The organism is Enterococcus sp. DIV0236, from assembly GCF_050558525.1.
GTDB lineage: Bacteria > Bacillota > Bacilli > Lactobacillales > Enterococcaceae > Enterococcus > Enterococcus faecalis.
Map to the genome: position 1 here is coordinate 874944 of NZ_CP187891.1, position 20303 is coordinate 895246.

Genomic DNA, 20303 nt, shown 5'->3' on the forward strand with positions numbered 1-20303 from the left:
AATTGTTGGTTGCTACTTACAAAAAGGATCTTCTACCCATAAATAGTATAGCAAAAAGTAATTTGCTGAATAAAATACATAAAAACAATTAGGAGAGAGAGTATGAAAAATTATTTGTTTGTATCGTTAACACGTAAATATCCGCCACCGAACCACTCGCTCGATGCATCACGTGTTGTAATATTTGTGAGAATAAAGAAGAATGCATCCATTGTCGAAACGATGAGAGAATCTACAACAAAAGAGATTGATGCGGCCTATTACGGCGTCGGTTGTTGGGAAGATAAACATATACAAGAGAATATAAAGAAGTACGTGAGGTGATAACAAATGAGTAAAAATGAACAGATTAAAAAGCATCAAGCACAGTTCTTAGAGATCATGAAGAAGGTTCGTGAAGAGAAAGATATAGATGCGCTTGCAGAATTGTTTATTGAAATCATTTCAGTATATGGGCTGAAGATGTATGAGACATCAGCATTACTTTATTACGTTCAGAAGAAAACACTTGAAGCAGATCACAATGCACAGTTCTTAAAAGAACGATTGAAACTTGATGTTAAGTCGCTAGGTATTGAAGGTGTGCTGCAAGTACAACGTGCGTTGGTTAACACTTACCTTTCTAATATTGCCAACAATGATTGATGTATCATCCAAACAAGCACGAGCAAAGTTCTATGGCTCATCAGAGTGGAGAAGATTAAGACAGCAATGTTTAGAGCGTGATCATTACGAATGCCAGTGGTGCAAACAAGAAGGTAAGTTAACAACCCAGTATGATTCTATTCTTGAAGTGGATCACATTAAAGAATTGGAACATTATCCGCAGCATGCCTTGGATATAGACAACCTAAGAACATTGTGCAAGGACTGTCATAATAAACGGCACGGTAGATTTAACTATAGAGAATCGAAAAGAAAAAGAAAGTGGGATGATGAATGGTGGTAGAGGACAGTTTCAAATCGTTTGATAAAGTAAGTTTTGATTTGTCGAATCAATCAGATGCAACTAGTTATTTCGTAATGATTCTTATTCCTGAGGGTTACTTAAACGAATTCGTTAGCGTTTGTAGTGAAAATAATCCACTGAAAGAACATTTCGGAGTTGTGGGAGAAACACAGCTTAAAACTAAAGAAAGTGGGGGATAACGTACCCCCCGTCGAAATATTTTGCCCTAAAGTGAGGACTGCGGGAACCGGTGGATGGGGTCAACTGTCTAAAAATATACGTTAAATTTTTTTATAGGGGGGTGATTGCTATTGAAAATGGCAGATTTGAAAAAACAGTTGATGAGTCAAATTGACGAAAACGATCAACTAGAAGTTGAAAAAGTCGAGAGATATCTTGATTTAGTAAAGCTTTATAAAAAAATGAATTCGTCTATTTCTAAGTATGGAACGATTGTAGAGTTTGAAAACGGAGCGCAGAAATACTTAAAAATCAATCCAGCAATCGCCGAAAAAGTTAAAATTTCACGTGCATTGATTGCTTTAGGAAAAGACCTTAACTTAGATGAATCAACAAAAATAGTGACTAGCGTTGATGATGATAATTATAGCGAGAGTGACTTAGTATGATTAAGCAAAAACATGTCGATTACTATATACAACAATATAAAAAAGGTGAAATAAAACTTAATAAAGAAAGAATTGAACTAATAGAGTATCTAGAAAGAGATATACTCTCAAGAGATGATATATATTTTAATGACAAAATGATAGACGATTGTATCAATTATGGTGAAAAATGGTTTTTTGAATTACAGCCATTTCAAAAATTTTTGATTGCTTTCGTCTTTTTGTATTTTAAAAAGAATAACAGAAATTTTTATCGTAAATTTCTATGGATGTTTGGCCGTGGTGGCGGTAAAAACGGGCTTCTTTCTGTCGTTCTTAATTTTTTACAAACTGAATTACATGGAATTCTAGATTACAATATTTCGATTGTTGCGAATTCAGAAGATCAAGCAAAAACTTCTTTCGAAGAAATTTACAATACAATCAAACGAAATAAAACACTTCAAAAAGCTTTCGAGTATGGGAAAACAGTTATAACCTCTAAAAAAACTGGTAGCTATATAAGATTTAGAACGTCGAATGGCGATACTAAAGATGGTTTAAGAGATGGAGCGGTGGCTTTCGACGAAATTCACCAATACCCTTCTAACAAAGATGTAAAAGTGCATATTTCTGGATTAGGAAAAAAGCCGAATCCTAGAGAATTTTATGTAGGAACAGATGGATATGTTCGAGAGGGATTTTTAGATTCTCTTAAAGAAAAAGCCAAAAGAGTGTTAAACGGTTCTAGTCGACCTAATGCTATTTTCCCTTTTATTTGCAAATTAGATTCAGAAGACCAAGTGACAGAATCAGAAAACTGGGAATTAGCAAATCCGATGTTTCATCAACCTTTATCAGAGTATGCCGAGAGCCTTTTAGAAACTATTTTTGAAGAATATGAAGACTTAGAGGACGATCCGTCAAATAGAGAAGAGTTTATGACTAAAAGAATGAATTTACCAGTTACAGATTTAGAAAGATCAGTGGCTAGTTACGAAGAAATAATGGACACCAATCGTCCTTTACCAAATTTAGAAGGTAGACAAGCAATTGGATGTTTGGACTTTGCTAGCTTGCGAGATTTTGCCGCATGTGGTCTTTTATTTAAAGATAAGGATGACTATGTTTTTAAAACACATTCATTTGTTAGAAAGCAATTTGCAGACATATACTATGGATATTCCAAGAAAGCATCAGAACAAACAAAAGAACGATTCGCACCGATAAAAGAATGGGAAAATAGAGGATTATTATCTGTAGTTGATGGAGCTACAATTGAACCACAAACAGTTGTCGATTGGTTTGTTGAACAACGATATAAATACGGAGTTACAAAAATTGTTGCCGATAATTTCAGAATGGATGTATTGAGACCGTTACTAATAGCTGCGGGATTTGAAGTGGTTGTGATAAAAAATCCTAGAGCAGTCGATAGTTTACTTGCACCGAGAATAGAAACGGCGTTTGCTAATAGACACATCATTTTTGGAGAAAATCCGTTAATGCGGTGGTACACGAATAATGTATTAGTAAAGACCAACAATGATGGAAATAAGACGTACTTAAAAAAAGAAGAAGTTAGAAGGAAAACAGATGGATTTAAAGCATTTGTATGCGGCATGTATTTAGCAGATGAACTTACAGATTATAATTTCGAAGATGCATTTGATATTTTAAATGAATTAGATTTTTAAGCAAAGCAAACAAGCCTTTGGTGCACCCGAATGCCACACTTTCTTTTAAGGTATCATATAGAGCAGAAACAAACATACTTTCTATTATTCCTTTAAAATTTAGCATAGCATTCCCCCCTTTAACAGTTATGCAGCAAAAAACAAGTATCGTGGTTGTTATAGAGAGTGTGACATACACAGGATTCCCCGGGTTGTGATACAGAGCCCACCAAAGGCTTATTTGTATAAAAGTATACCATAATTACCGAAAGGGGGTGAATAAGTGAGTTTACTTGACTTGTTAAAAAGTACGTCAGCTAAAAACAAAGCTATACAAGAAATGTTGGATTTTGATTTTATAAACGACGTATCTACTAGAGCATACTTAAAGCGCTGGGCTTTAGATTCTGTTTTAAATTTTGTCGCTAGAACCATGTCAACAATGCAGGTACAAATAAGAGGTGCCACGAAAGAAGAATGGGACTATTTACTAAACGTACGCCCCAATAAAGATATGTCAGCGAATGATTTTTGGCAAAAGTTCTTTTATACACTTTTAAAAAATAACGAAGTGTTAGTAGTTGTTTCCGATGATAATCAGTTATTGATTGCAGATGATTTTTATAGAAATGAATATGCACTATACGAAGATACGTTTTCGGAAGTAACTATAAAAAACTATACCTATCAGAGAAACTTCAAAATGTCTGAGGTTATTTACCTTCAATATAACAATGAAAAATTAGATAAGTTCACCGATGGTCTATTCAATGATTATGGTGAACTTTTTGGCCGTATCTTAGAAGTTTCTATGCGAAACAACCAAATTCGAGCGGGTGTTTCTATTGATCAAACGAGTAGTTTCGGAGATAGAAAAGACGAAAATGGAAGAACCAATCAAGAAAAATTACAAACATTTGTTAATAAGATATACAAATCTTTTAGGACTAACTCGGTAGCAATAGTTCCGCAGCTTAACGGTTTTAAATACGAAGAGTATACAAATAAAACGGGCTCGTCTAATCAATCTTTGGAAGAATTGGACCAAATGAAAAAGTCATTAATCAATGATGTTTGTCGTGCCATTGGTGTTCCTTCTGCATTAGTACATGGAGAAATGGCCGATCTAGAATTTAATCTAAAAGCCTATCAAAAACTTTGTATTACTCAATTGAAGGACAAACTACAATCAGAACTTAATAATAAAGTTTTGGAAAAATATGAGTACCAACAAGGTGTACGAGTGGTAATCATGAATGTTCTTAAACGTGATCCGTATGAACAAGCTGTACAAATTGATAAATTAATTGCTTCTGGAGTATTCACGCCTAACCAAGTGTTAATTGATTTTGAGTATGAAGAATCAGAGGAAGCATTTATGAACGAGCATCATATTACTAAAAACTATGAAAAATTGAAAGGGGGTGAAGATGAAGATGACAGTGAAAATCAAAGTTAATGGGCCAATCATTTCTAGTGATGATAAATGGTTCTATGATTGGTTTGAAATGGAAGCAACGTCCCCTAAAGATGTTTTAGATTTGTTGCCTGCAAATCACAATGAAGATGTAGAAGTAACTATCAACTCTAATGGTGGGCTAGTAGATATGGGAAATGAAATATACACAGCTCTGCGTTCTTATGAGGGCCATGTGAAAGTAAACATTGTAATGGCTGGAAGTGCTGCAAGTATCATTGCGATGGCTGGTAACACAGTTGCTATTAGCCCAGTTGGTCAAATTATGATTCACAATGTCGCGATGGGGGCTGGCGGCGATTATCATACAATGGACAAAGCAAGCGAAATTTTACAGAAAGCTAATAAATCTTTAGCTAATGCGTATGTTTCAAAAACAGGTAAGGCCAAAGAAGAAATTTTAGCGTTGATGGATAAAGAAACATGGTTAACCGCAGAAGAAGCTGTTGAAAATGGTTTTGCGGATGAAATCATGTTCGAAAATACCGAACGCCCATTATTAGTTGCTGATGGTGGAAGTGGTCTTATTTCAAAAGAAATTATCAATGAAGTGAAAAAACTAAAAAATCAGCAGAACGAACCAGTAGTAATGGTCAATAAAAAAGAATTAAAAGAAATGATTGCTGAAGCAATCGTAGAAATGAAGCAAAACGAAATTACAATTGAACAAACTATCGAACCCAAAGAACCCACGAACGAATCGCCGTTTGCTAGGTTCTTATTTTAATACACATTTTTAGGAGGAATTTAAATATGACAATCAATTTAAAAGGAATGGTCAATTATCAAGAAAAGCGTAAAGCTTTTATTGAATCTGTAAAAAATGGTGATCCACAGGAAAAACAAAATGAATTATACGAAGCATCTATGAATGCTTTAGCAGAAGACATGGTAGCAGAAGCAAAAAAAGAAGCTCGTATGGAAGCAGAAGAATTTATCAATGCTTCAAAAATGGATAAAGATATTACACCTCAAGAAGTGAAATTCTTTAATGCAGTCACTGAAACAGGCTGGAAAGATGAAGAACTACTTCCTGAAACAACAGTGGATGAAATTTTTAATGATTTAACAAGAGAACGTCCATTATTAAAAGAATTAGGATTAAAATATACAGGGTTACGATTGAAAATCTTAAAATCTGATCCAAAAGGTGCCATTGTTTGGGGTAAAATTTTCGGCGAAATTAAAGGTCAGTTAGATGCAACCTTCAGCGAAGACGATGCAAAACAAAGCAAAGCAACAGCATTTGTTGTATTACCAAACGATCTATTAGAATATGGTCCTGTTTGGATTAAACGTTATGTAACTACTCAAATTAAAGAGGCATTTGCTGTTGGCTTCGAAGATGCTTTCCTAAATGGCGATGGAAACGATAAGCCTATTGGTTTAACTCGTGACTTAGCAAAGGGAGCTACTTCAAACGGTGTGACTACTTATCCAGAGAAAGAAGCAGCAGGAACTTTAACTTTTGCCGATGAAAAAACAGCGATTAAAGAATTAAAAGAAATGCGTAAATACCATTCTGTTAAAGAAAATGGCAAACGTATTTCTGTCGCTGGTAAAGTAGTTATTGTTGCGAGCCCAGATGAAGCTTTGGATATTGAAACAGAGTTTACTTCTCGTAATGCAATGGGAGACTGGGTTACGAAATTACCGTTTGGATTGCGGATTGTAGAATCTGATTTCCAAAAATCTGGAAAAGTTACCACTTTTGTTAGTGGTCGTTACGATGCATTTGCTGCAGGAGCATTAGTGATCAAAGAATACGATCAAACATTAGCTTTAGAAGATTGTCGTTTATTCACTGCAAAACAATTTGCGTTTGGTAAAGCACAAGACAACAAAGTTGCAGCTGTATGGACATTATCCATTAATGGAGACCCAGAGACGGGGAAGTAGCAATCCCTGTGATTGAAAAAGTCACGCCAACAACAGACGGGGCTGTTGTAAATCTGAAATAACAGGGGAGGGATTCAATGACTAATGAACAAGCATTAGAGTTAGCCAATCTGAACCTAGAAAAATTTAAGAAGCGGATGAAAATTTTTGGAACGTCGGAAGATGAATCGTTAACGGAAATTTTAGCCGCTTCTTTTTTGCGCCTTGATTCTTTGATCAATCCAGTTAAACCAGAAAGTGATTTAACCTTCATAGAACTTGTATTCGAGCGCAGCCGATATGCCTATAACGATTCATTAGAGTTTTTCGAAACAAATTTTCAGCCAGATATATTAGCGCAGTCTTTAAAATATGCGGAGGTGTTCAACGATGATACACCCTAATTATAAAAAGCCTAAAATTAATAGTGGTAGTTTGAAAACACGTGTAGAATTTTGGGGATTTGTTCCAAATGATGGACCAGAGCCAGGAGAAGAAAAAAACGAAAAGCTATATGAATGCTTTTCTTTAGCTTACAATCCATCAATGAAAGACATGGAAATATTGAACGCAAAAGGAACTAAAGAGGGGCTGACAATTAAAATCCGTGATCCACACCAAGACTATATCCCTAGCAACAAACATAAAGTTGTTATTGACGACTATAGAGCTTTACCAGTGGGCAAAGAATGGGAAATCCTAGATGTTTCACCAGATTTTGAAGATAATCGTTTTATCAAGATTGTTCTAGGGATAACGTCATGAGCGAAGTGACAGGGTTAGAAGAAATTCTCAAAAATATGGAAGATAAACTAGGTCAAGCACGAGTAAATAGAATTTCAAACAAAGCTTTAAAAAAACAAGGCGAAAGAAACAAGCAGACTGTAAAAAAATACATGGCTAGTTATATAGATTCAGGAAAAACGCATGACTTAGTTATAAGTAGTGGTGTGAAAAGTAATCCAAAACGAGTTGAGACTGGCTGGGCTTCAAAGGAACGTGCGCCTATCGTCCATTTAAATGAGTTTGGCTATACGCGCTATGGTACTTATGTACGACCTCGTGGAATGGGAAAACTACAAGCTGCAGATGATGAAATTCAAACGAAAGCATTTGGAGAGATGAAGTCGGATATGGAGGAATTAGCTAAATGAAAGATATGATGATGGAAGTCTACAATGCCTTGATTGAAAATGAAACAATTAATGAGCTTGTGACACCTCAAAGAATTAAATTTTATGAAGTACCAGAAACTTTGGATACTACCAAGCCTTTCATTATCATTGATAACTTTCTTGGTCCACAAAACAACGCCTATTTTGCCAACAACAAAGCTTTGTCAATTCGCTTCAATTATCAAATAAATGTTGAAAGCATGGACAGAATGGTAACCAAGCAAATTTCTAAAGCAGTTGAAGAAACGATGAAACAAATTGGATTTGGTCGCCTAGATGGTGGCTTAGATCAGTACTTTAACGAAACAAAACGTTTTGTAGATGCAAGACGTTACAGAAAAAATACACAAATTCACGACACCGACTATTAAGTTGGTGTCTATTTTTTAGGAGGAAAAAATTTATGCAAACATACGGATTTAGCAGAATCACTATTCAACAATTGGACAATGAATTAAAGCCAGTCGCTGGTAAGAAACATGTCATTGATGGCAAGCCAAAAGAAGGGGCCGCAGCAAGCTTTGAAATTACAGGACTAACCAAAGAACCGTCAAAAGTTTTCGGTTCAAACATTGCATATTACGTGGCACGTAAAGGGCACGGAGATATTGCAGCAAACTTAGGTATCTTAGATGTACCATCAGCCATTGAACATGAAATGTTAGGGCATAAAAAAGCTAGCGAGGAAAGCAAAGTTTATCATATTGGCGAGGATACAGAGCCACCTTACTACGCAGTATTAATCGAATCAGAAGATTTATATGGTGAAAAACTTGGCTTCGGCATGTATGCAGGCACATTCTCATTAGATGGTGTCAAAGGCGAAACATTAAATGATGACGACTTTACGCCAGAGCCTGGCGAATATGTTTATTCTGCTGTTTCTCGTCAAATTAACGGTAAAAAAGTTACTGTCGGTTTTGCAGATAATTCAGAAGCTCTAGCAGAATTGACAACAGAATTATTTGGTGAAGAAACACCAGCGCCGGAAAAGTAGCAAGCCCCACAGTGGGAGCTGTTACTCCCACCACAGATGGGGCCAATATTGAATTAAGTTAGGAGGACAAGAAATGTCGTTTATTCCACCAGAAAAATTTAGACTTTATAAAAAAGGTGAAACTAGTCCTGTTGCAGAAGGTATTTCGCCTTTAGCTATTACAGGAATTACCGCAAACACAGATGTTTTAGCTGGTGACTTTACTGTCACAGGTGTTGCCACCGTTGACGGTGAAGAAAAAGAATCTGATCATGTTGATGTACCAGCATTTAAAACATTACCTATTGCAGTAACAGAAATTACCTTGGATAAGACTGAATTAGCTTTAAAAGTTGGTGAAACAGCAACGTTAACACCTACAATCATGCCAGAAAATGCAACAAACAAAGCGTATAGATTCAGTTCTGAAGATGCAGCGATTGGAACGGTAACACCAGTGCAAGGAAAAGTAACAGGCGTTTCGGAAGGTATTACAAAACTTGTTGGCACAACTGAAGACGGTAATTTTACAGCAGAATGTACTTTGACTGTATCAGCAGCAGAATAAAAATTTATTGATTAAGGACGGCTTTAGTTAGTCGTCCTTTTTTTGGAGGTTAAAAAATGGAACGCAAAATTGAACTAACTTTACGCATTGATGGCGAAGAAAAAACTTTTACTCAAGACTTTGTGCCTTTCTCAAAACGTAATGACTATATTCGTTTAGAGAAAGAAGTAGAAGAAGCAGCAAAGAAACGTGATAAGGAGCCAATACAAAAAGATTATTTGGATATGCAAATTCAGTTTGTCGCAGATCTGTTTGACGAAAAAGAAGTGACTAAAGAATCAATCATGAATGGATTAGATTCACTAGACATCGAAAAAATTTGGGAAATCATACGGTACCGTGTTTTGGGATTCTCAAAAGAAGATGATGAAGAAGCAAAAAAAGCAATGACGGAGGAAATTTAACTTGGTCAGAACTTTATGAATTACAAGTTGATTTTGTCCGTGATGCGATTACCAATCTTGGTTGGACGATTCGGGATTTCATGAATACTGATTGCTTGGATATTGATGAAATCTTATTGAAAGCACCAAAGAAAAAGAAAACTAAAAAGAAAAAACAAGAGGTGCGACCACTAAGTGAATTAGTCAAGCGTAGTGGCGCATAAAGGGAAGGAGGTAACTAAATGAGTGGTGGAACGCCGTTAGGAAATATGGTCATTAAGTTGGGCTTGGATAGTTCTGATTTCGGTCGTGGTGCAGCAAATGCTAAAAAAGAAGTTCGTTATTTAGCCAAAGAAATGCAAGCTAATGCAAAAATCGCTGATATGGCGGGCAATCATATGGGCAAACTTGGCACTCGTTTTGATGGTTTAACTAAAATCATTGGAGCACAAGAGAAACAAGTTGCTGCGCTGAAAAAAGCTTATGACGAATCTTTTGTAGATGGAAAAGCGACAGAATCCACCAAAAGGCTAGCAACTCAATTGCAAGATGCCAATGGAAAACTAGCAAATTATCGATCTCAATTAATTCAAACAGCTGGTCAGATGGCAGAAATGCAAGTCAAAACCACTGGTGCCACTGGCGCCATTTATAATGCCAGCGAAAAAATGATTTCTAGTGGGCAAAAAATGGAAAAAGTGGGCGGAGCTTTAACAAAAGGTATAACTTTGCCAATTCTTGCTGGGGCTGCAGCAGTAACAACGGCCGCTGTGAAATGGGAATCTGATTTTGCAGGTGTGAAAAAGACCAATGATGAAGTTGTGGATTCGACAGGTAAGGTTGTTTACTCATACAAAGATTTAGAAAATGGTCTTCGTGGACTAGCCAAAGAATTACCTTCAAGTCACACGGAAATTGCAAACGTTGCAGAAGCAGCAGGGCAGTTAGGGATTAAAACTAAAAATGTAGTTGGCTTTACCAAGACAATGATTGACTTAGGCGAGTCAACGAACATGAGTGCAGAAGAAGCAGCAACTGCTTTAGCTCGATTGGCCAACATTACAGGAATGCCACAAACGGAATTTGACAAGTTAGGTTCTGTGATTGTTGATTTAGGGAATAACTTTGCGACAACCGAGTCAGAAATAACCGCAATGGGATTACGTCTTGCTGGTGCTGGTCACCAAGTGGGAATGAGTGAAGCTCAAATCATGGGATTTGCGGCTGCATTGAGTTCGGTTGGTATTGAAGCAGAAGCAGGCGGTTCTGCATTTTCTAAAGTGATGGTTGAAATGCAATTGGCTGTAGAAAATGGAGCCAATGCATTTGCAGGGTTAGAGAGTTTAAGCCAACAAACTGGTGTATCTATGGAACAGGTTTCTAGCGCTGTTAGAAATGGCGGTAAAGAGTTAAAAAACACTGCTGGTGCAATGGGGTTAACTAACAAAGAATTAAAAACAATGCATAAAGAAGCCACCGATGCATCAGGAAAATTAAATGATTTTGCAGAAGTAGCTGGAATGTCTGCAGAACAATTTTCTAAAGCTTTCAAAGAGGATGCTTCAGGTGCTATTATCAAATTTATTGAAGGGCTAGGAAAAACGAAGGAACACGGACAATCTGCAATTGCTGTTTTAGATGATATGGGGATTACCGAAGTTCGTCTTCGTGACAGTTTGCTACGTGCAGCTGGTGCCAGTGATGTATTTAAAAGTGCTGTAGATCGTGGAACTAAAGCATGGGGAGAAAACACCGCTTTAACAGAGGAAGCTAACAAGCGATATGAAACTACTGAATCTCAATTAAAGATGCTTAAAAATGAAGCAGTTGACGTAGGTATCACGTTTGGTGGTCCTTTAGTAAAAGCATTGAGAGATGCGCTTCAAGCAACTAAACCAATGATTAAAATGGTTACGAACTTGGCGGAATCTTTCTCAAATGCTGATCCTAAAACACAGCAAACAATTGTTAAAATGATTGCATTAACTGCTGCAATGGGGCCTGCTATTAAGTTAACAGGTACTTTAACGAAGGGTGTAGGATTTTTAGGCAAGGGCTTTGTTGAGACAATGGCCGCTATGTCTAAAAAAAGAGCGATTGAAGATGTTACAAAAGCTTTTGCAGAGGGTAGTTCTGTTTCTGTTGGATTCGGAAAAGGCATTGCTTCTTCTGGTTCGGCGTTAGGTGGATTAACAGCTAAAATTGGAGGAACCACAACACAAATTGGTTCATTGACTAAAGGGTTTAGTTTATTGAATCCTTGGGTGTTGGGTGCAACTGCAGCGATTGGGGCAGGTGTAGCAGTGTGGAAACTCTGGGGAGAAGAAGCCTGGAATAGTTCCCAACGTGTTAAGCAATGGGGAACTGATGTCGGACGAGAAGTTGCCAAAACTTTAGACGGGGTGCAAGACAAAACCAAAGCCGCAAATGGTCAGTTTGGCTTATTAAAAGATGGATTTAATCAATCAGATGCTTCTAAAATGGCAGAAAATTTTGAAGCAGCGGGTCAGTCTCTTGAAAAGTCTTTAAATAAAAAAGTAGATGGATTGAATCAATTATTAAAGCAGTTACCAGGAACCGCTACAGACTCAATGAAAGAAATCATTGAGAATGAGAAAAAACTAAATCAGTCTGCTGTGGAAGAAATCCAATCGAATAATAAGCAAATTCAAGAGATTAGACAAAGGGCTGCAAACGAAAATCGTCAATTGAGTGTTTCTGAAGCTCAAATGATTAGTGATTTATCAAAGAATACTGCGGAAGCTTATGTTAATACTCTGGATGTTTCGGCGGAACAAAAAAGAACTATTTTGAAATCAATGACTGGTGATGTAGCGAATGCTACGAAAGAAGAAGCAGAAATATGGTTAAAATCATTAGGAGAGCAAAGGAATGCATCACAGACTCATGCCGCTAAAATGAAAGAAGAGCAAAAAAAATGGTTGAAAGATTGGGGATATAACCTTGATGGTGAATTTGCTCAGAAGTATCTTGAAGAATGGGATAAAATAAACGAAACTACGACTGAAGGTTTTGATAACCAAATGGCCGCCATTGTTGAGAAATTCCCTGAACTAAAAGATAAAATTCATTTGGCTTCTGGACAAGTAATAAAAGAGAGCGGAAATGCTTCACAATACCTTATTGAAGATAACGAGAAATTATTGGAGAATGTTACCAAAACAACAAATAAAGTTGCTGAAAATGCTAAGAAGAACGCTGAACAACTTAAATATGTTGGTAATGAAGCAAGTGAATATGGGAAAATGTGGAATAATCTTGTTCTTGATCCAAAAACAGGCGAAGTCAAAACCAATGCACAAGAAGCAGTTAACGAAGCTGCAAATTCTGAAAAAGGATGGAACCAACTCCTATATGCTTCCAAACATGCCGACCTAAAAAGTAATGCTAAATTAATGATTGCCGAAGCAGCAATTGCTAACGGAAAATGGGACAGCATGACGTTTAAGGAACAACAAGCGCTTTTAGATACAAATGCCAAGAAGACTGTAACTCAGGCATTACAAGCCAACGGAAAATGGGACAAACTTAATTTTGAGGAGAAGAAGGCCATTCTGTATTCTAATACCCCTGAAAAAATGGCTGAAAATATGCTTAATCTTGGACTTTGGGAAGATTACAAGTTACATGACAAAGAAATTAAAGCTGATAACAAAGAGTTTTTAGAAGTGCTTAGTGATTCGCAAGAAAAAATTGTCAATTGGTCTAATTTACCAGATGATGTTAAAAAATTTTATGCAGATAATCAAGATTTACTGACAAAAATTTATGGATCAGAACGAGCCTTTAATGCTTGGAAAAATTTACCAGATGAAAGCAAACTGCTTTTAGCAAATAACACGGATGTGCTACAAAAGATTCTTTCTTCAGAAACATATCTAACAAATTGGAATAACCTTCCAACAGACCAGAAAAAAATGCTTGCCAATAATGATGATTTACTAACAAAGGTAATGAAATCAGAAGAAAGTATGAATGCGTGGAAGTTATTACCTGATCCAGTAAAAAAAATGCTTGGTAATAATGAAGATTTAAAAGCAAAAATAGCTGATGGAACATTAAGCGTGCAAACTTATGACCAAATAAAGCCACAATTAAAAAAATTACTCGGAGATGCTTCCAATGTATCAAATCAATCACAGGTAGGTATTCAAAACTTAAATGCATTTAACGCAAACAATCCAGCACAGAAAATACTACGTGGAGATTCTTCAAATGCACAAGCTGCAGCTCGACAAGGTGGCAATGCATTGAACACCTACAATGCCAATAATCCAGGAACGAAAAACTTGCGAGGAAATGCAGGTGGAGTTGTCGGTGCGGCTTCAAGTGGTAATAGTAGCTTAAATATTTTCGCAGCAAACAATCCAGTAGAAAAACTATTAAGGGCTAATGATCAAGCGAGTGGACCAGCATCTCAAGCGAAAAATGCAGTAAGTGACTTTAATTCTGGCCCTTCGGTAATTACCAAAACTTTAAACGTAGTAGCTAATTTAGGCGCTGGCGTAGCAAAAATTTTAGGGCTCGAAACAGGAACCAATAATCATATTGGTGGTCCGGCAATCGTCAACGACCAAAAAGGACGTACTTATAAAGAGTTGGTAATTCCTAAAGGTGGCGTGCCTTTCATCCCAGAAGGTAGAAATGTATTCTTGCCAGATTTACCAAAAGGATCAAAAGTAATCAGAGCTTCAGAAACAAAAAAATTAATTCCTCATTATGAAAACGGCGTGGGTGTTCCGAGAAACTCTTCAGTTGTTAAAAATCTAATTGCTGTTCAAGATTCACATGAATCGAATGATTTTAGCGAACTTGCTTTTCTTATGCGTGAAATGGTTTCTTACTTAAAAGACGGCAATATTAAAAATATGGAAGTGACACAATATATCACAGGTGCAGACACAAAAACACCGAGAGAAACGGCGATGGAAACAAAACGCCAATTGCGTGATTTAGCGAGGGGGTTTAAATAGTGAAACTAGAATTAGTTTATACGAACCAAAATGGGGAGCAACTCGTTTTTAATGAGGAAGCTCCTTATTTTTTGCAAAACGTCGAGGGATTAGAAGCACCAGAAAATGTTGTTTTAGCAGAAGAAGTGTTTGGAGAAGATGGCGCAAAAGTTGTCGGCATCCGCTTAAGCACTCGGAAACCGTTGTTAGAAGGCACTTTAATTGGAAAAACAGAAGAAGAAATTTATCAGCTGCGCCGAGATATGATTCAAAAAATCGATCTAAAACAAACAGGTAAGCTAACTCTTAAAGTCTATGACAAGGAGTATGAAACCGACGTATTACCAATCCAAGCGCCTAGTTTCAAATTATACGAGGATAATCCTTATAAGGTTGATGAATGGAACTTATTCTCTTTACAGTTTGAAGCATTCGATTCTTATTTCCGTGATGTATCGTTTTATAACTCACTGGTTCCTTTGGCAACATTGAAGCCAACGCTTATTTTTCCAATGGTTTTTGTTCAAGGCGAGAAGCATACGTTTGGTCGCTTTGAATCAGGGAATATTGAAAAGATTGTAAACAATGGAGATGTGCAGGTTGGAGCAGTTTTTCATATGAAATGTGTAACAACCGTGACTGATCCGCAGATTTACGATGTGACAAAACAAACCTTCTTTGGATTTAAAGGAACCTTTGAACCTGGAACAAGATTCGAACTTTCAACGGTACGTGGAAAGTTGTATGCGAAAAAAATTGTTAATGGTGTAGAAACTAATGCTGTTCCAGAACGTATGGAGGGTAGTAGTTTCTTTCGATTATCTAAAGGAGATAACTATTTACAACTAAAAGCGGCCAACAATTCTCAAAATGGAATTACATGTGAAATGCAATTTACACCATTGGTTAGCGGGGTGTAGCTATGGATTTTATGCCATTGCCTTTTGTAGAGATGTTCCGAAGAAAATCTGGCTTTGATTATGAGTCAACGGCAGTTCTGGACATATGGAAATCAATGAGTGTCAAAGAAAATTTCAAGTCAGCCAATACTTTTGAAACGGTTGTTCTTTTAAAGTACATGCCAAAAGAATTAATGGACGAAGACACAGTGCTATTAATTAATAATTGCTTTTACTATATTGATTCTATTATTTGCGATGATTTGAGCAGTGGATTAATTACAATTTCTGGGAAGTCTCTTTTTGCAAAATCTGGTAAGAGAATTGTTTATCGAATTTACAATCAAACAAAAAGACCAGAGCTGATTTGCTACGATCACTTACGGAACGAAGTGGTCTCTCCGTCAGATGCTAAAAGAAAAATAAATTACTTATCTGTTGAACAACCGCCAGCAATTACTAATTCAAACATTAGTTATCAAAACAGTTATGGGAATGTTGAAGAAGAAATAGAGGGACTGTGTGAAAGTTACAATTTTGGTTTTGACGAAATTCCTATCTCGAATGGGCGTATTGGCTCAACATCAAACGGCCAAGTTGGAACAAATATTCGTTTTAGAAAAAGTGAAGATGTTTCTAGTGTAGTTCAATTTAGTGCAGAGTTTGAAAATGTCACTAATGAATCATTAGAAAAGAACAACTATGATGAAGCGACTACAGCTCTTATTTATGGAGAAGGCGAAGGAAAAGCTCGGAAGCATACTCAAGTAAATAACAATTTGAGTGGCCTCGAACGAAAAGAAATATATGTCGATGCTCGTGACTTACAACAGACTGTTGATGATGTAAAAATGCCAGATGCACAATATATTGCCACATTGCAATCAAGAGGAAAAGAAAAATTAACTGAACAACCAAGAGTTTTGGCATTGAATGGGACTATCAATTTAAATGATAGTCTTTTTGTTTATGGTCGAGATTATAAATTGGGGGATCGTGTAAAACGTATTTCTACTTTTGGCTATTCAGATACAGTGGTTCTAAATTCTGTAACTCAGACTTGGGATGAGAAAGGCTACCATATTGACGGCGAATTCGGTAACCAAAGTAAAACAATTATTGATGTAATCAAGAGAAAAGGAAAGTAGGTGGTTATTTTTGGCGGAATTAAGTTTATTTTATGATGCCGTTTTACAAGATGATGGCACATACGATCGTGCTTATACATCGGCAGACTGGGCAAAATACTTTGAAAATATCTTTCGCAACGGTGTCATGATGTCAGTCGGTGAAGCATTAAGAGTGACTGCAGCTGATTCTGTTGGAATGAGAATTGTTGTAAAAGCAGGTTCAGCAAGCTTAAAAGGTTATCAATATATTAATACGTCTGCTTTTGCAGTACCAATTGACGTTGCTTCTTCAACACAAGATCGAACAGACTCTATTGTTGTTCGGCACGACATGAACGCTAGACAAGCTTATGTAGCAGTCAAAAAAGGTAATGTGACAGTCGAACGCACGCCAGATGTATTTGAAATTCAGTTGGCCACTGTCAGAGTGCCGAGAAACAGCACAGCTATTACAGCGGATTTGATCACAGATAAGAGACCAGATGAAAAAGTATGTGGCTATTCAACACCGTTTGAAAATGTATCAGTTTCGGGAATGGAAGATAAATATAATGCTATGCTGAATACCATTATTGAAAATATGAATCAATACACGGAAGAGCAAAAGAAAAATTTAGAAGCAGATATGCAACTGGTCATTGCTAAAGGGAATGAGTACATTCAGGAAGCTCAAAAAGATTGGCAAGATTTTTTAGTCACAGTTTCCAACGATATGGATGGTGATGTTGCGCTAAACTTGCAAAAGAAAATAGCAGCAGTAACACCAGATCAATTGATTTTCACAAAGAAAAATTTACCTTTTGAATATCCTGAAATTGATGTCTTAGCATGGCATGACGGTTTAGGTGTTGCACCTTTGGGAGAAGAAAATTGGATTGGAGAAGTGCCAGAATCAATTCCGTTTAAAGCGGGTTATCCAAGCAAAAATGAATTGACTGTAAAAGTTCCAATCAATTGGAATTTGTCTTCACCAACTATCAAAGAAACAGCGCCTAATATCTTTCTTCTTAATGAGGGAAATAAAAGTGTACAGATTAAAATTAAGGAGTCGAAATAAATGAAAACAAATTTTGAACGAGGACAGTTAAACGCGCAAGATGACTTGAATCTTAACTTTAAAGAAATAGAAAGGTTTATGACAAAAGAGCCTCCATTTGAAGCATACTTTGGGACTGGACCTGATGGAACTGATATTTCATCAGGTTATACTTATGTATTAGGTCCTTTGGTAGGAACTGATTTTGGGCATAGTCAATCAAATTTACCTTTTGTAATTAGTGCAGATAATACTTCAATTACTTTCACAAGAGAAGCAGCTATTAATATTATCGGCACCTTCAAATTTCACGGTAGTAGCGGTGGTACTGACTATGCTTATGCATTTGCAAGTGTTGGGTCTAAAAACTACTTTATTTCTCAGTTAGGTGCCCCGCCTTCATTATCTTTAGACAAATCTAGTACAATAGATGGCTCTGTTAACGTTAAAGTACAAGAGGGTGATGTGTTTACGTTCAAAGCAAGTATTCGGGAGGGTAAAAAGCTTTTCCGGACGGCACTTGTTTCGTTAGCTATAAAAGAAATTAAAGGTATTTAATGATAGAAGATAAAACCGGAGGTAAGTCAGTGGAAAAATATTTTAACCACCTGTCAATTGTAGCAAGTATTGTAGGTGGTATTTGCGTTAGCTTTCTTGGGGGAATGGATCAGTTGCTAGATGTTTTGTTATTTTTGATGATTGTTGATTTTGTAACAGGTTGGCTTAAAGCCATCGCTACTAAATCACTATCAAGCAAAATCGGCATGTTAGGAATTGCAAAAAAAGTAATGATTTTATTTGTAGTGGCAGTTTCTGTGAAAGTTGAAAGTATAGTAGGGAATAATATTCCTATTAGGGAAATGGTGATTATTTTTTACATTGCAAATGAAGGCATTTCATTTTGCGAGAATGTATTGGAATTCATTCCTTTACCAGAAAAGTTAAAGGATTATTTTATTCAGTTGAGAAATAAAGACAAGAATTGAAGCGGCTTGTGTCGTTTCTTTTTTTGTTTAAAAAATAGGAAAGAGGTTTTTAAATGAAAAAGAAAATTTTAGCAGGAGCGCTTGTCGCTCTGTTTTTTATGCCTACCGGTGTATTTGCTGCAAAAGGAGATCAAGGTGTGGATTGGGCGATTTACCAGGGGGAACAAGGCCGCTTTGGTTATGCACATGATAAATTCGCTATCGCTCAAATTGGCGGCTACAATGCTAGTGGTATTTACGAACAATATACCTACAAAACGCAAGTAGCAAGTGCTATTGCTCAAGGGAAACGAGCGCACACTTATATCTGGTACGATACGTTCGGTAGCATGGATATTGCCAAAACGACAATGGATTATTTCTTGCCACGAATCCAAACGCCTAAAAATTCCATCGTTGCTTTAGACTTTGAACATGGAGCTAGTCCTGATGTAAACGCAAATACAGAAACGATTTTGTATGGTATGCGCCGTATCAAACAAGCAGGATATACACCAATGTATTACAGTTACAAGCCTTTTACGTTGCAATACGTGGACTATCAGCGAATTATTAAAGAGTTCCCTAATTCCTTATGGATTGCTGCGTATCCTATCGATGGTGTGTCACCATATCCATTGTATGCTTATTTCCCAAGCATGGATGGTATTGGTATTTGGCAATTCACATCCGCTTATATTGCAGGTGGTTTAGATGGTAACGTAGATTTAACAGGAATTACGGATAGTGGTTATACAGATACCAATAAACCAGAAACGGATACGCCAGCAACAGATGCAGGCGAAGAAATTGAAAAAATACCTAATTCTGATGTTAAAGTTGGCGATACCGTCAAAGTGAAATTTAGTGTTGATGCTTGGGCAACTGGCGAAGCTATTCCAGATTGGGTAAAAGGAAACAGCTACAAGGTGAAAGAAGTAATTGGGAGCAGAGTATTGCTAGAAGGCATCTTGTCATGGATTAGTAAAGGCGATGTTGAATTATTGCCAGATGCAACAGTTGTTCCTGATAAACAACCAGAAGCAACTCATGTGGTACAATACGGTGAAACGTTATCTAGCATTGCTTATCAATATGGGACAGACTATCAAACGTTGGCGGCATTAAATGGATTGGCTAATCCAAATCTTATTTATCCTGGTCAAGTTTTGAAAGTCAACGGATCAGCAATAGGCAATGTTTACACAGTTCAATACGGTGATAATTTATCAAGTATTGCAGCTAAGCTTGGTACGACTTATCAAACCTTAGCTGCATTAAACGGATTAGCAAATCCTAACTTGATTTATCCTGGTCAAACATTGAACTATTGATGTTTTTGTAAAATCAGTTGAAATTTAGAGGTAGCTCATTTACAATGGAGTTACCTTTTCATATTATGACTCTTTTCGATTTAGAAAAGAGGGCTCCTATCTTATGCCAAGTCTTTAGGTAGGAGCATTTTAATTTTACTCATAAAGCTTTTGTATTGCATAAGAAAACACCTACCGCACATACTTCCCCAAGTAGTTGTCTGTGCCGTAGGTGTTTTTTTAGATTTTACTTGTTAATCATAACCGACTTTCTTTTTTTGTAACAAAGTTAAGCTT

24 protein-coding genes are annotated in these 20303 nt (G+C 36.6%); all 24 read left to right on the top strand.

What is annotated here, in order from left to right:
• Positions 1-102 precede the first annotated feature (102 nt).
• The 24 genes from IGK27_RS04335 to IGK27_RS04450 all read left to right on the top strand — a co-directional run bounded on the left by IGK27_RS04335 (position 103) and on the right by IGK27_RS04450 (position 20027).
• Positions 103-324, top strand: coding sequence for a hypothetical protein (locus IGK27_RS04335; RefSeq protein WP_267589448.1), 222 nt, complete (start codon positions 103-105; stop codon positions 322-324).
• Positions 325-330: 6 nt separating this feature from the next.
• The gene (locus IGK27_RS04340; RefSeq protein WP_267589447.1) at positions 331-645 is read left to right on the top strand and encodes a hypothetical protein; all 315 of its coding nucleotides are present in this window, start codon (positions 331-333) and stop codon (positions 643-645) included.
• Complete coding sequence (locus IGK27_RS04345) at positions 638-949, top strand: HNH endonuclease (protein WP_002358084.1); 312 nt, start codon at positions 638-640, stop codon at positions 947-949. Before IGK27_RS04340 ends, IGK27_RS04345 begins: the two co-directional genes overlap by 8 nt.
• A complete protein-coding gene (locus IGK27_RS04350) occupies positions 940-1149 on the top strand; it encodes a hypothetical protein (protein ID WP_267589446.1) in 210 nt (69 codons plus the stop codon). Before IGK27_RS04345 ends, IGK27_RS04350 begins: the two co-directional genes overlap by 10 nt.
• Before the next feature lie 117 nt (positions 1150-1266).
• Positions 1267-1578: a P27 family phage terminase small subunit gene (locus IGK27_RS04355; protein WP_002358082.1), complete on the top strand. Its 312-nt coding sequence runs from the start codon at positions 1267-1269 to the stop codon at positions 1576-1578.
• Positions 1575-3254, top strand: coding sequence for a terminase TerL endonuclease subunit (locus tag IGK27_RS04360; RefSeq protein WP_267589445.1), 1680 nt, complete (start codon positions 1575-1577; stop codon positions 3252-3254). Before IGK27_RS04355 ends, IGK27_RS04360 begins: the two co-directional genes overlap by 4 nt.
• Before the next feature lie 262 nt (positions 3255-3516).
• Positions 3517-4692: a phage portal protein gene (locus tag IGK27_RS04365; protein WP_181040549.1), complete on the top strand. Its 1176-nt coding sequence runs from the start codon at positions 3517-3519 to the stop codon at positions 4690-4692.
• Positions 4670-5437 (top strand): head maturation protease, ClpP-related, encoded by a 768-nt coding sequence (locus tag IGK27_RS04370; RefSeq protein ID WP_174108310.1) that lies wholly within the window; start codon positions 4670-4672, stop codon positions 5435-5437. The genes IGK27_RS04365 and IGK27_RS04370 overlap by 23 nt, the downstream gene beginning before the upstream one ends.
• Positions 5438-5463: 26 nt before the next feature.
• Positions 5464-6609, top strand: coding sequence for a phage major capsid protein (locus IGK27_RS04375; RefSeq protein WP_033597140.1), 1146 nt, complete (start codon positions 5464-5466; stop codon positions 6607-6609).
• Positions 6610-6686: 77 nt separating this feature from the next.
• Entirely contained in the window at positions 6687-6992 is a 306-nt protein-coding gene (locus IGK27_RS04380) for a hypothetical protein (RefSeq protein ID WP_002358075.1), read from the top strand.
• Entirely contained in the window at positions 6979-7353 is a 375-nt protein-coding gene (locus tag IGK27_RS04385) for a phage head-tail adapter protein (RefSeq protein WP_267589444.1), read from the top strand. Before IGK27_RS04380 ends, IGK27_RS04385 begins: the two co-directional genes overlap by 14 nt.
• On the top strand, positions 7350-7742 hold the full coding sequence (locus IGK27_RS04390) for a hypothetical protein (RefSeq protein WP_267589443.1): 393 nt from the start codon (positions 7350-7352) through the stop codon (positions 7740-7742). Before IGK27_RS04385 ends, IGK27_RS04390 begins: the two co-directional genes overlap by 4 nt.
• Positions 7739-8134, top strand: coding sequence for a hypothetical protein (locus tag IGK27_RS04395; protein ID WP_002397769.1), 396 nt, complete (start codon positions 7739-7741; stop codon positions 8132-8134). The genes IGK27_RS04390 and IGK27_RS04395 overlap by 4 nt, the downstream gene beginning before the upstream one ends.
• 32 nt (positions 8135-8166) lie before the next feature.
• Positions 8167-8760, top strand: a complete 594-nt coding sequence (locus IGK27_RS04400; RefSeq protein WP_002358071.1) for a major tail protein — start codon at positions 8167-8169, stop codon at positions 8758-8760.
• A gap of 73 nt (positions 8761-8833) precedes the next feature.
• Positions 8834-9307, top strand: coding sequence for an Ig-like domain-containing protein (locus tag IGK27_RS04405; protein ID WP_002396881.1), 474 nt, complete (start codon positions 8834-8836; stop codon positions 9305-9307).
• Positions 9308-9363: 56 nt separating this feature from the next.
• Positions 9364-9711, top strand: a complete 348-nt coding sequence (gene gpG / locus IGK27_RS04410) for a phage tail assembly chaperone G (RefSeq protein WP_002391427.1) — start codon at positions 9364-9366, stop codon at positions 9709-9711.
• 80 nt (positions 9712-9791) lie between these two features.
• The gene (locus tag IGK27_RS04415; protein WP_002396883.1) at positions 9792-9914 is read left to right on the top strand and encodes a hypothetical protein; all 123 of its coding nucleotides are present in this window, start codon (positions 9792-9794) and stop codon (positions 9912-9914) included.
• An 18-nt stretch (positions 9915-9932) separates the two neighbouring features.
• A complete protein-coding gene (locus tag IGK27_RS04420; protein WP_267589442.1) occupies positions 9933-14684 on the top strand; it encodes a phage tail tape measure protein in 4752 nt (1583 codons plus the stop codon).
• On the top strand, positions 14684-15583 hold the full coding sequence (locus IGK27_RS04425) for a phage tail domain-containing protein (protein WP_002371567.1): 900 nt from the start codon (positions 14684-14686) through the stop codon (positions 15581-15583). The genes IGK27_RS04420 and IGK27_RS04425 overlap by 1 nt, the downstream gene beginning before the upstream one ends.
• 2 nt (positions 15584-15585) lie before the next feature.
• Positions 15586-16710, top strand: coding sequence for a siphovirus ReqiPepy6 Gp37-like family protein (locus IGK27_RS04430; RefSeq protein WP_267589441.1), 1125 nt, complete (start codon positions 15586-15588; stop codon positions 16708-16710).
• A 10-nt stretch (positions 16711-16720) separates the two neighbouring features.
• Entirely contained in the window at positions 16721-17749 is a 1029-nt protein-coding gene (locus tag IGK27_RS04435) for a structural protein (protein ID WP_267589440.1), read from the top strand.
• Positions 17750-18286 (top strand): hypothetical protein, encoded by a 537-nt coding sequence (locus tag IGK27_RS04440; RefSeq protein WP_267589439.1) that lies wholly within the window; start codon positions 17750-17752, stop codon positions 18284-18286. It abuts the gene before it with no gap.
• A complete protein-coding gene (locus IGK27_RS04445) occupies positions 18286-18714 on the top strand; it encodes a phage holin family protein (protein WP_002397776.1) in 429 nt (142 codons plus the stop codon). Before IGK27_RS04440 ends, IGK27_RS04445 begins: the two co-directional genes overlap by 1 nt.
• Positions 18715-18767: 53 nt before the next feature.
• Complete coding sequence (locus IGK27_RS04450; RefSeq protein ID WP_267589438.1) at positions 18768-20027, top strand: LysM peptidoglycan-binding domain-containing protein; 1260 nt, start codon at positions 18768-18770, stop codon at positions 20025-20027.
• The last annotated feature ends 276 nt before the right edge of the window (positions 20028-20303 follow it).

What these genes read in the sequence shown, in the direction of transcription:
- gpG (WP_002391427.1), top strand. Translation starts at nt 9,364, where the DNA reads ATGGAACGCAAAATTGAACTAACTTTACGCATTGATGGCGAAGAAAAA.
- IGK27_RS04430 (WP_267589441.1), top strand. Translation starts at nt 15,586, where the DNA reads ATGGATTTTATGCCATTGCCTTTTGTAGAGATGTTCCGAAGAAAATCT.
- IGK27_RS04385 (WP_267589444.1), top strand. Translation starts at nt 6,979, where the DNA reads ATGATACACCCTAATTATAAAAAGCCTAAAATTAATAGTGGTAGTTTG.
- IGK27_RS04390 (WP_267589443.1), top strand. Translation starts at nt 7,350, where the DNA reads ATGAGCGAAGTGACAGGGTTAGAAGAAATTCTCAAAAATATGGAAGAT.
- IGK27_RS04380 (WP_002358075.1), top strand. Translation starts at nt 6,687, where the DNA reads ATGACTAATGAACAAGCATTAGAGTTAGCCAATCTGAACCTAGAAAAA.
- IGK27_RS04340 (WP_267589447.1), top strand. Translation starts at nt 331, where the DNA reads ATGAGTAAAAATGAACAGATTAAAAAGCATCAAGCACAGTTCTTAGAG.
- IGK27_RS04440 (WP_267589439.1), top strand. Translation starts at nt 17,750, where the DNA reads ATGAAAACAAATTTTGAACGAGGACAGTTAAACGCGCAAGATGACTTG.
- IGK27_RS04450 (WP_267589438.1), top strand. Translation starts at nt 18,768, where the DNA reads ATGAAAAAGAAAATTTTAGCAGGAGCGCTTGTCGCTCTGTTTTTTATG.
- IGK27_RS04335 (WP_267589448.1), top strand. Translation starts at nt 103, where the DNA reads ATGAAAAATTATTTGTTTGTATCGTTAACACGTAAATATCCGCCACCG.
- IGK27_RS04355 (WP_002358082.1), top strand. Translation starts at nt 1,267, where the DNA reads ATGGCAGATTTGAAAAAACAGTTGATGAGTCAAATTGACGAAAACGAT.
- IGK27_RS04415 (WP_002396883.1), top strand. Translation starts at nt 9,792, where the DNA reads ATGAATACTGATTGCTTGGATATTGATGAAATCTTATTGAAAGCACCA.
- IGK27_RS04345 (WP_002358084.1), top strand. Translation starts at nt 638, where the DNA reads ATGATTGATGTATCATCCAAACAAGCACGAGCAAAGTTCTATGGCTCA.
- IGK27_RS04360 (WP_267589445.1), top strand. Translation starts at nt 1,575, where the DNA reads ATGATTAAGCAAAAACATGTCGATTACTATATACAACAATATAAAAAA.
- IGK27_RS04370 (WP_174108310.1), top strand. Translation starts at nt 4,670, where the DNA reads ATGACAGTGAAAATCAAAGTTAATGGGCCAATCATTTCTAGTGATGAT.
- IGK27_RS04400 (WP_002358071.1), top strand. Translation starts at nt 8,167, where the DNA reads ATGCAAACATACGGATTTAGCAGAATCACTATTCAACAATTGGACAAT.
- IGK27_RS04420 (WP_267589442.1), top strand. Translation starts at nt 9,933, where the DNA reads ATGAGTGGTGGAACGCCGTTAGGAAATATGGTCATTAAGTTGGGCTTG.
- IGK27_RS04375 (WP_033597140.1), top strand. Translation starts at nt 5,464, where the DNA reads ATGACAATCAATTTAAAAGGAATGGTCAATTATCAAGAAAAGCGTAAA.
- IGK27_RS04350 (WP_267589446.1), top strand. Translation starts at nt 940, where the DNA reads ATGGTGGTAGAGGACAGTTTCAAATCGTTTGATAAAGTAAGTTTTGAT.
- IGK27_RS04405 (WP_002396881.1), top strand. Translation starts at nt 8,834, where the DNA reads ATGTCGTTTATTCCACCAGAAAAATTTAGACTTTATAAAAAAGGTGAA.
- IGK27_RS04395 (WP_002397769.1), top strand. Translation starts at nt 7,739, where the DNA reads ATGAAAGATATGATGATGGAAGTCTACAATGCCTTGATTGAAAATGAA.
- IGK27_RS04445 (WP_002397776.1), top strand. Translation starts at nt 18,286, where the DNA reads ATGATAGAAGATAAAACCGGAGGTAAGTCAGTGGAAAAATATTTTAAC.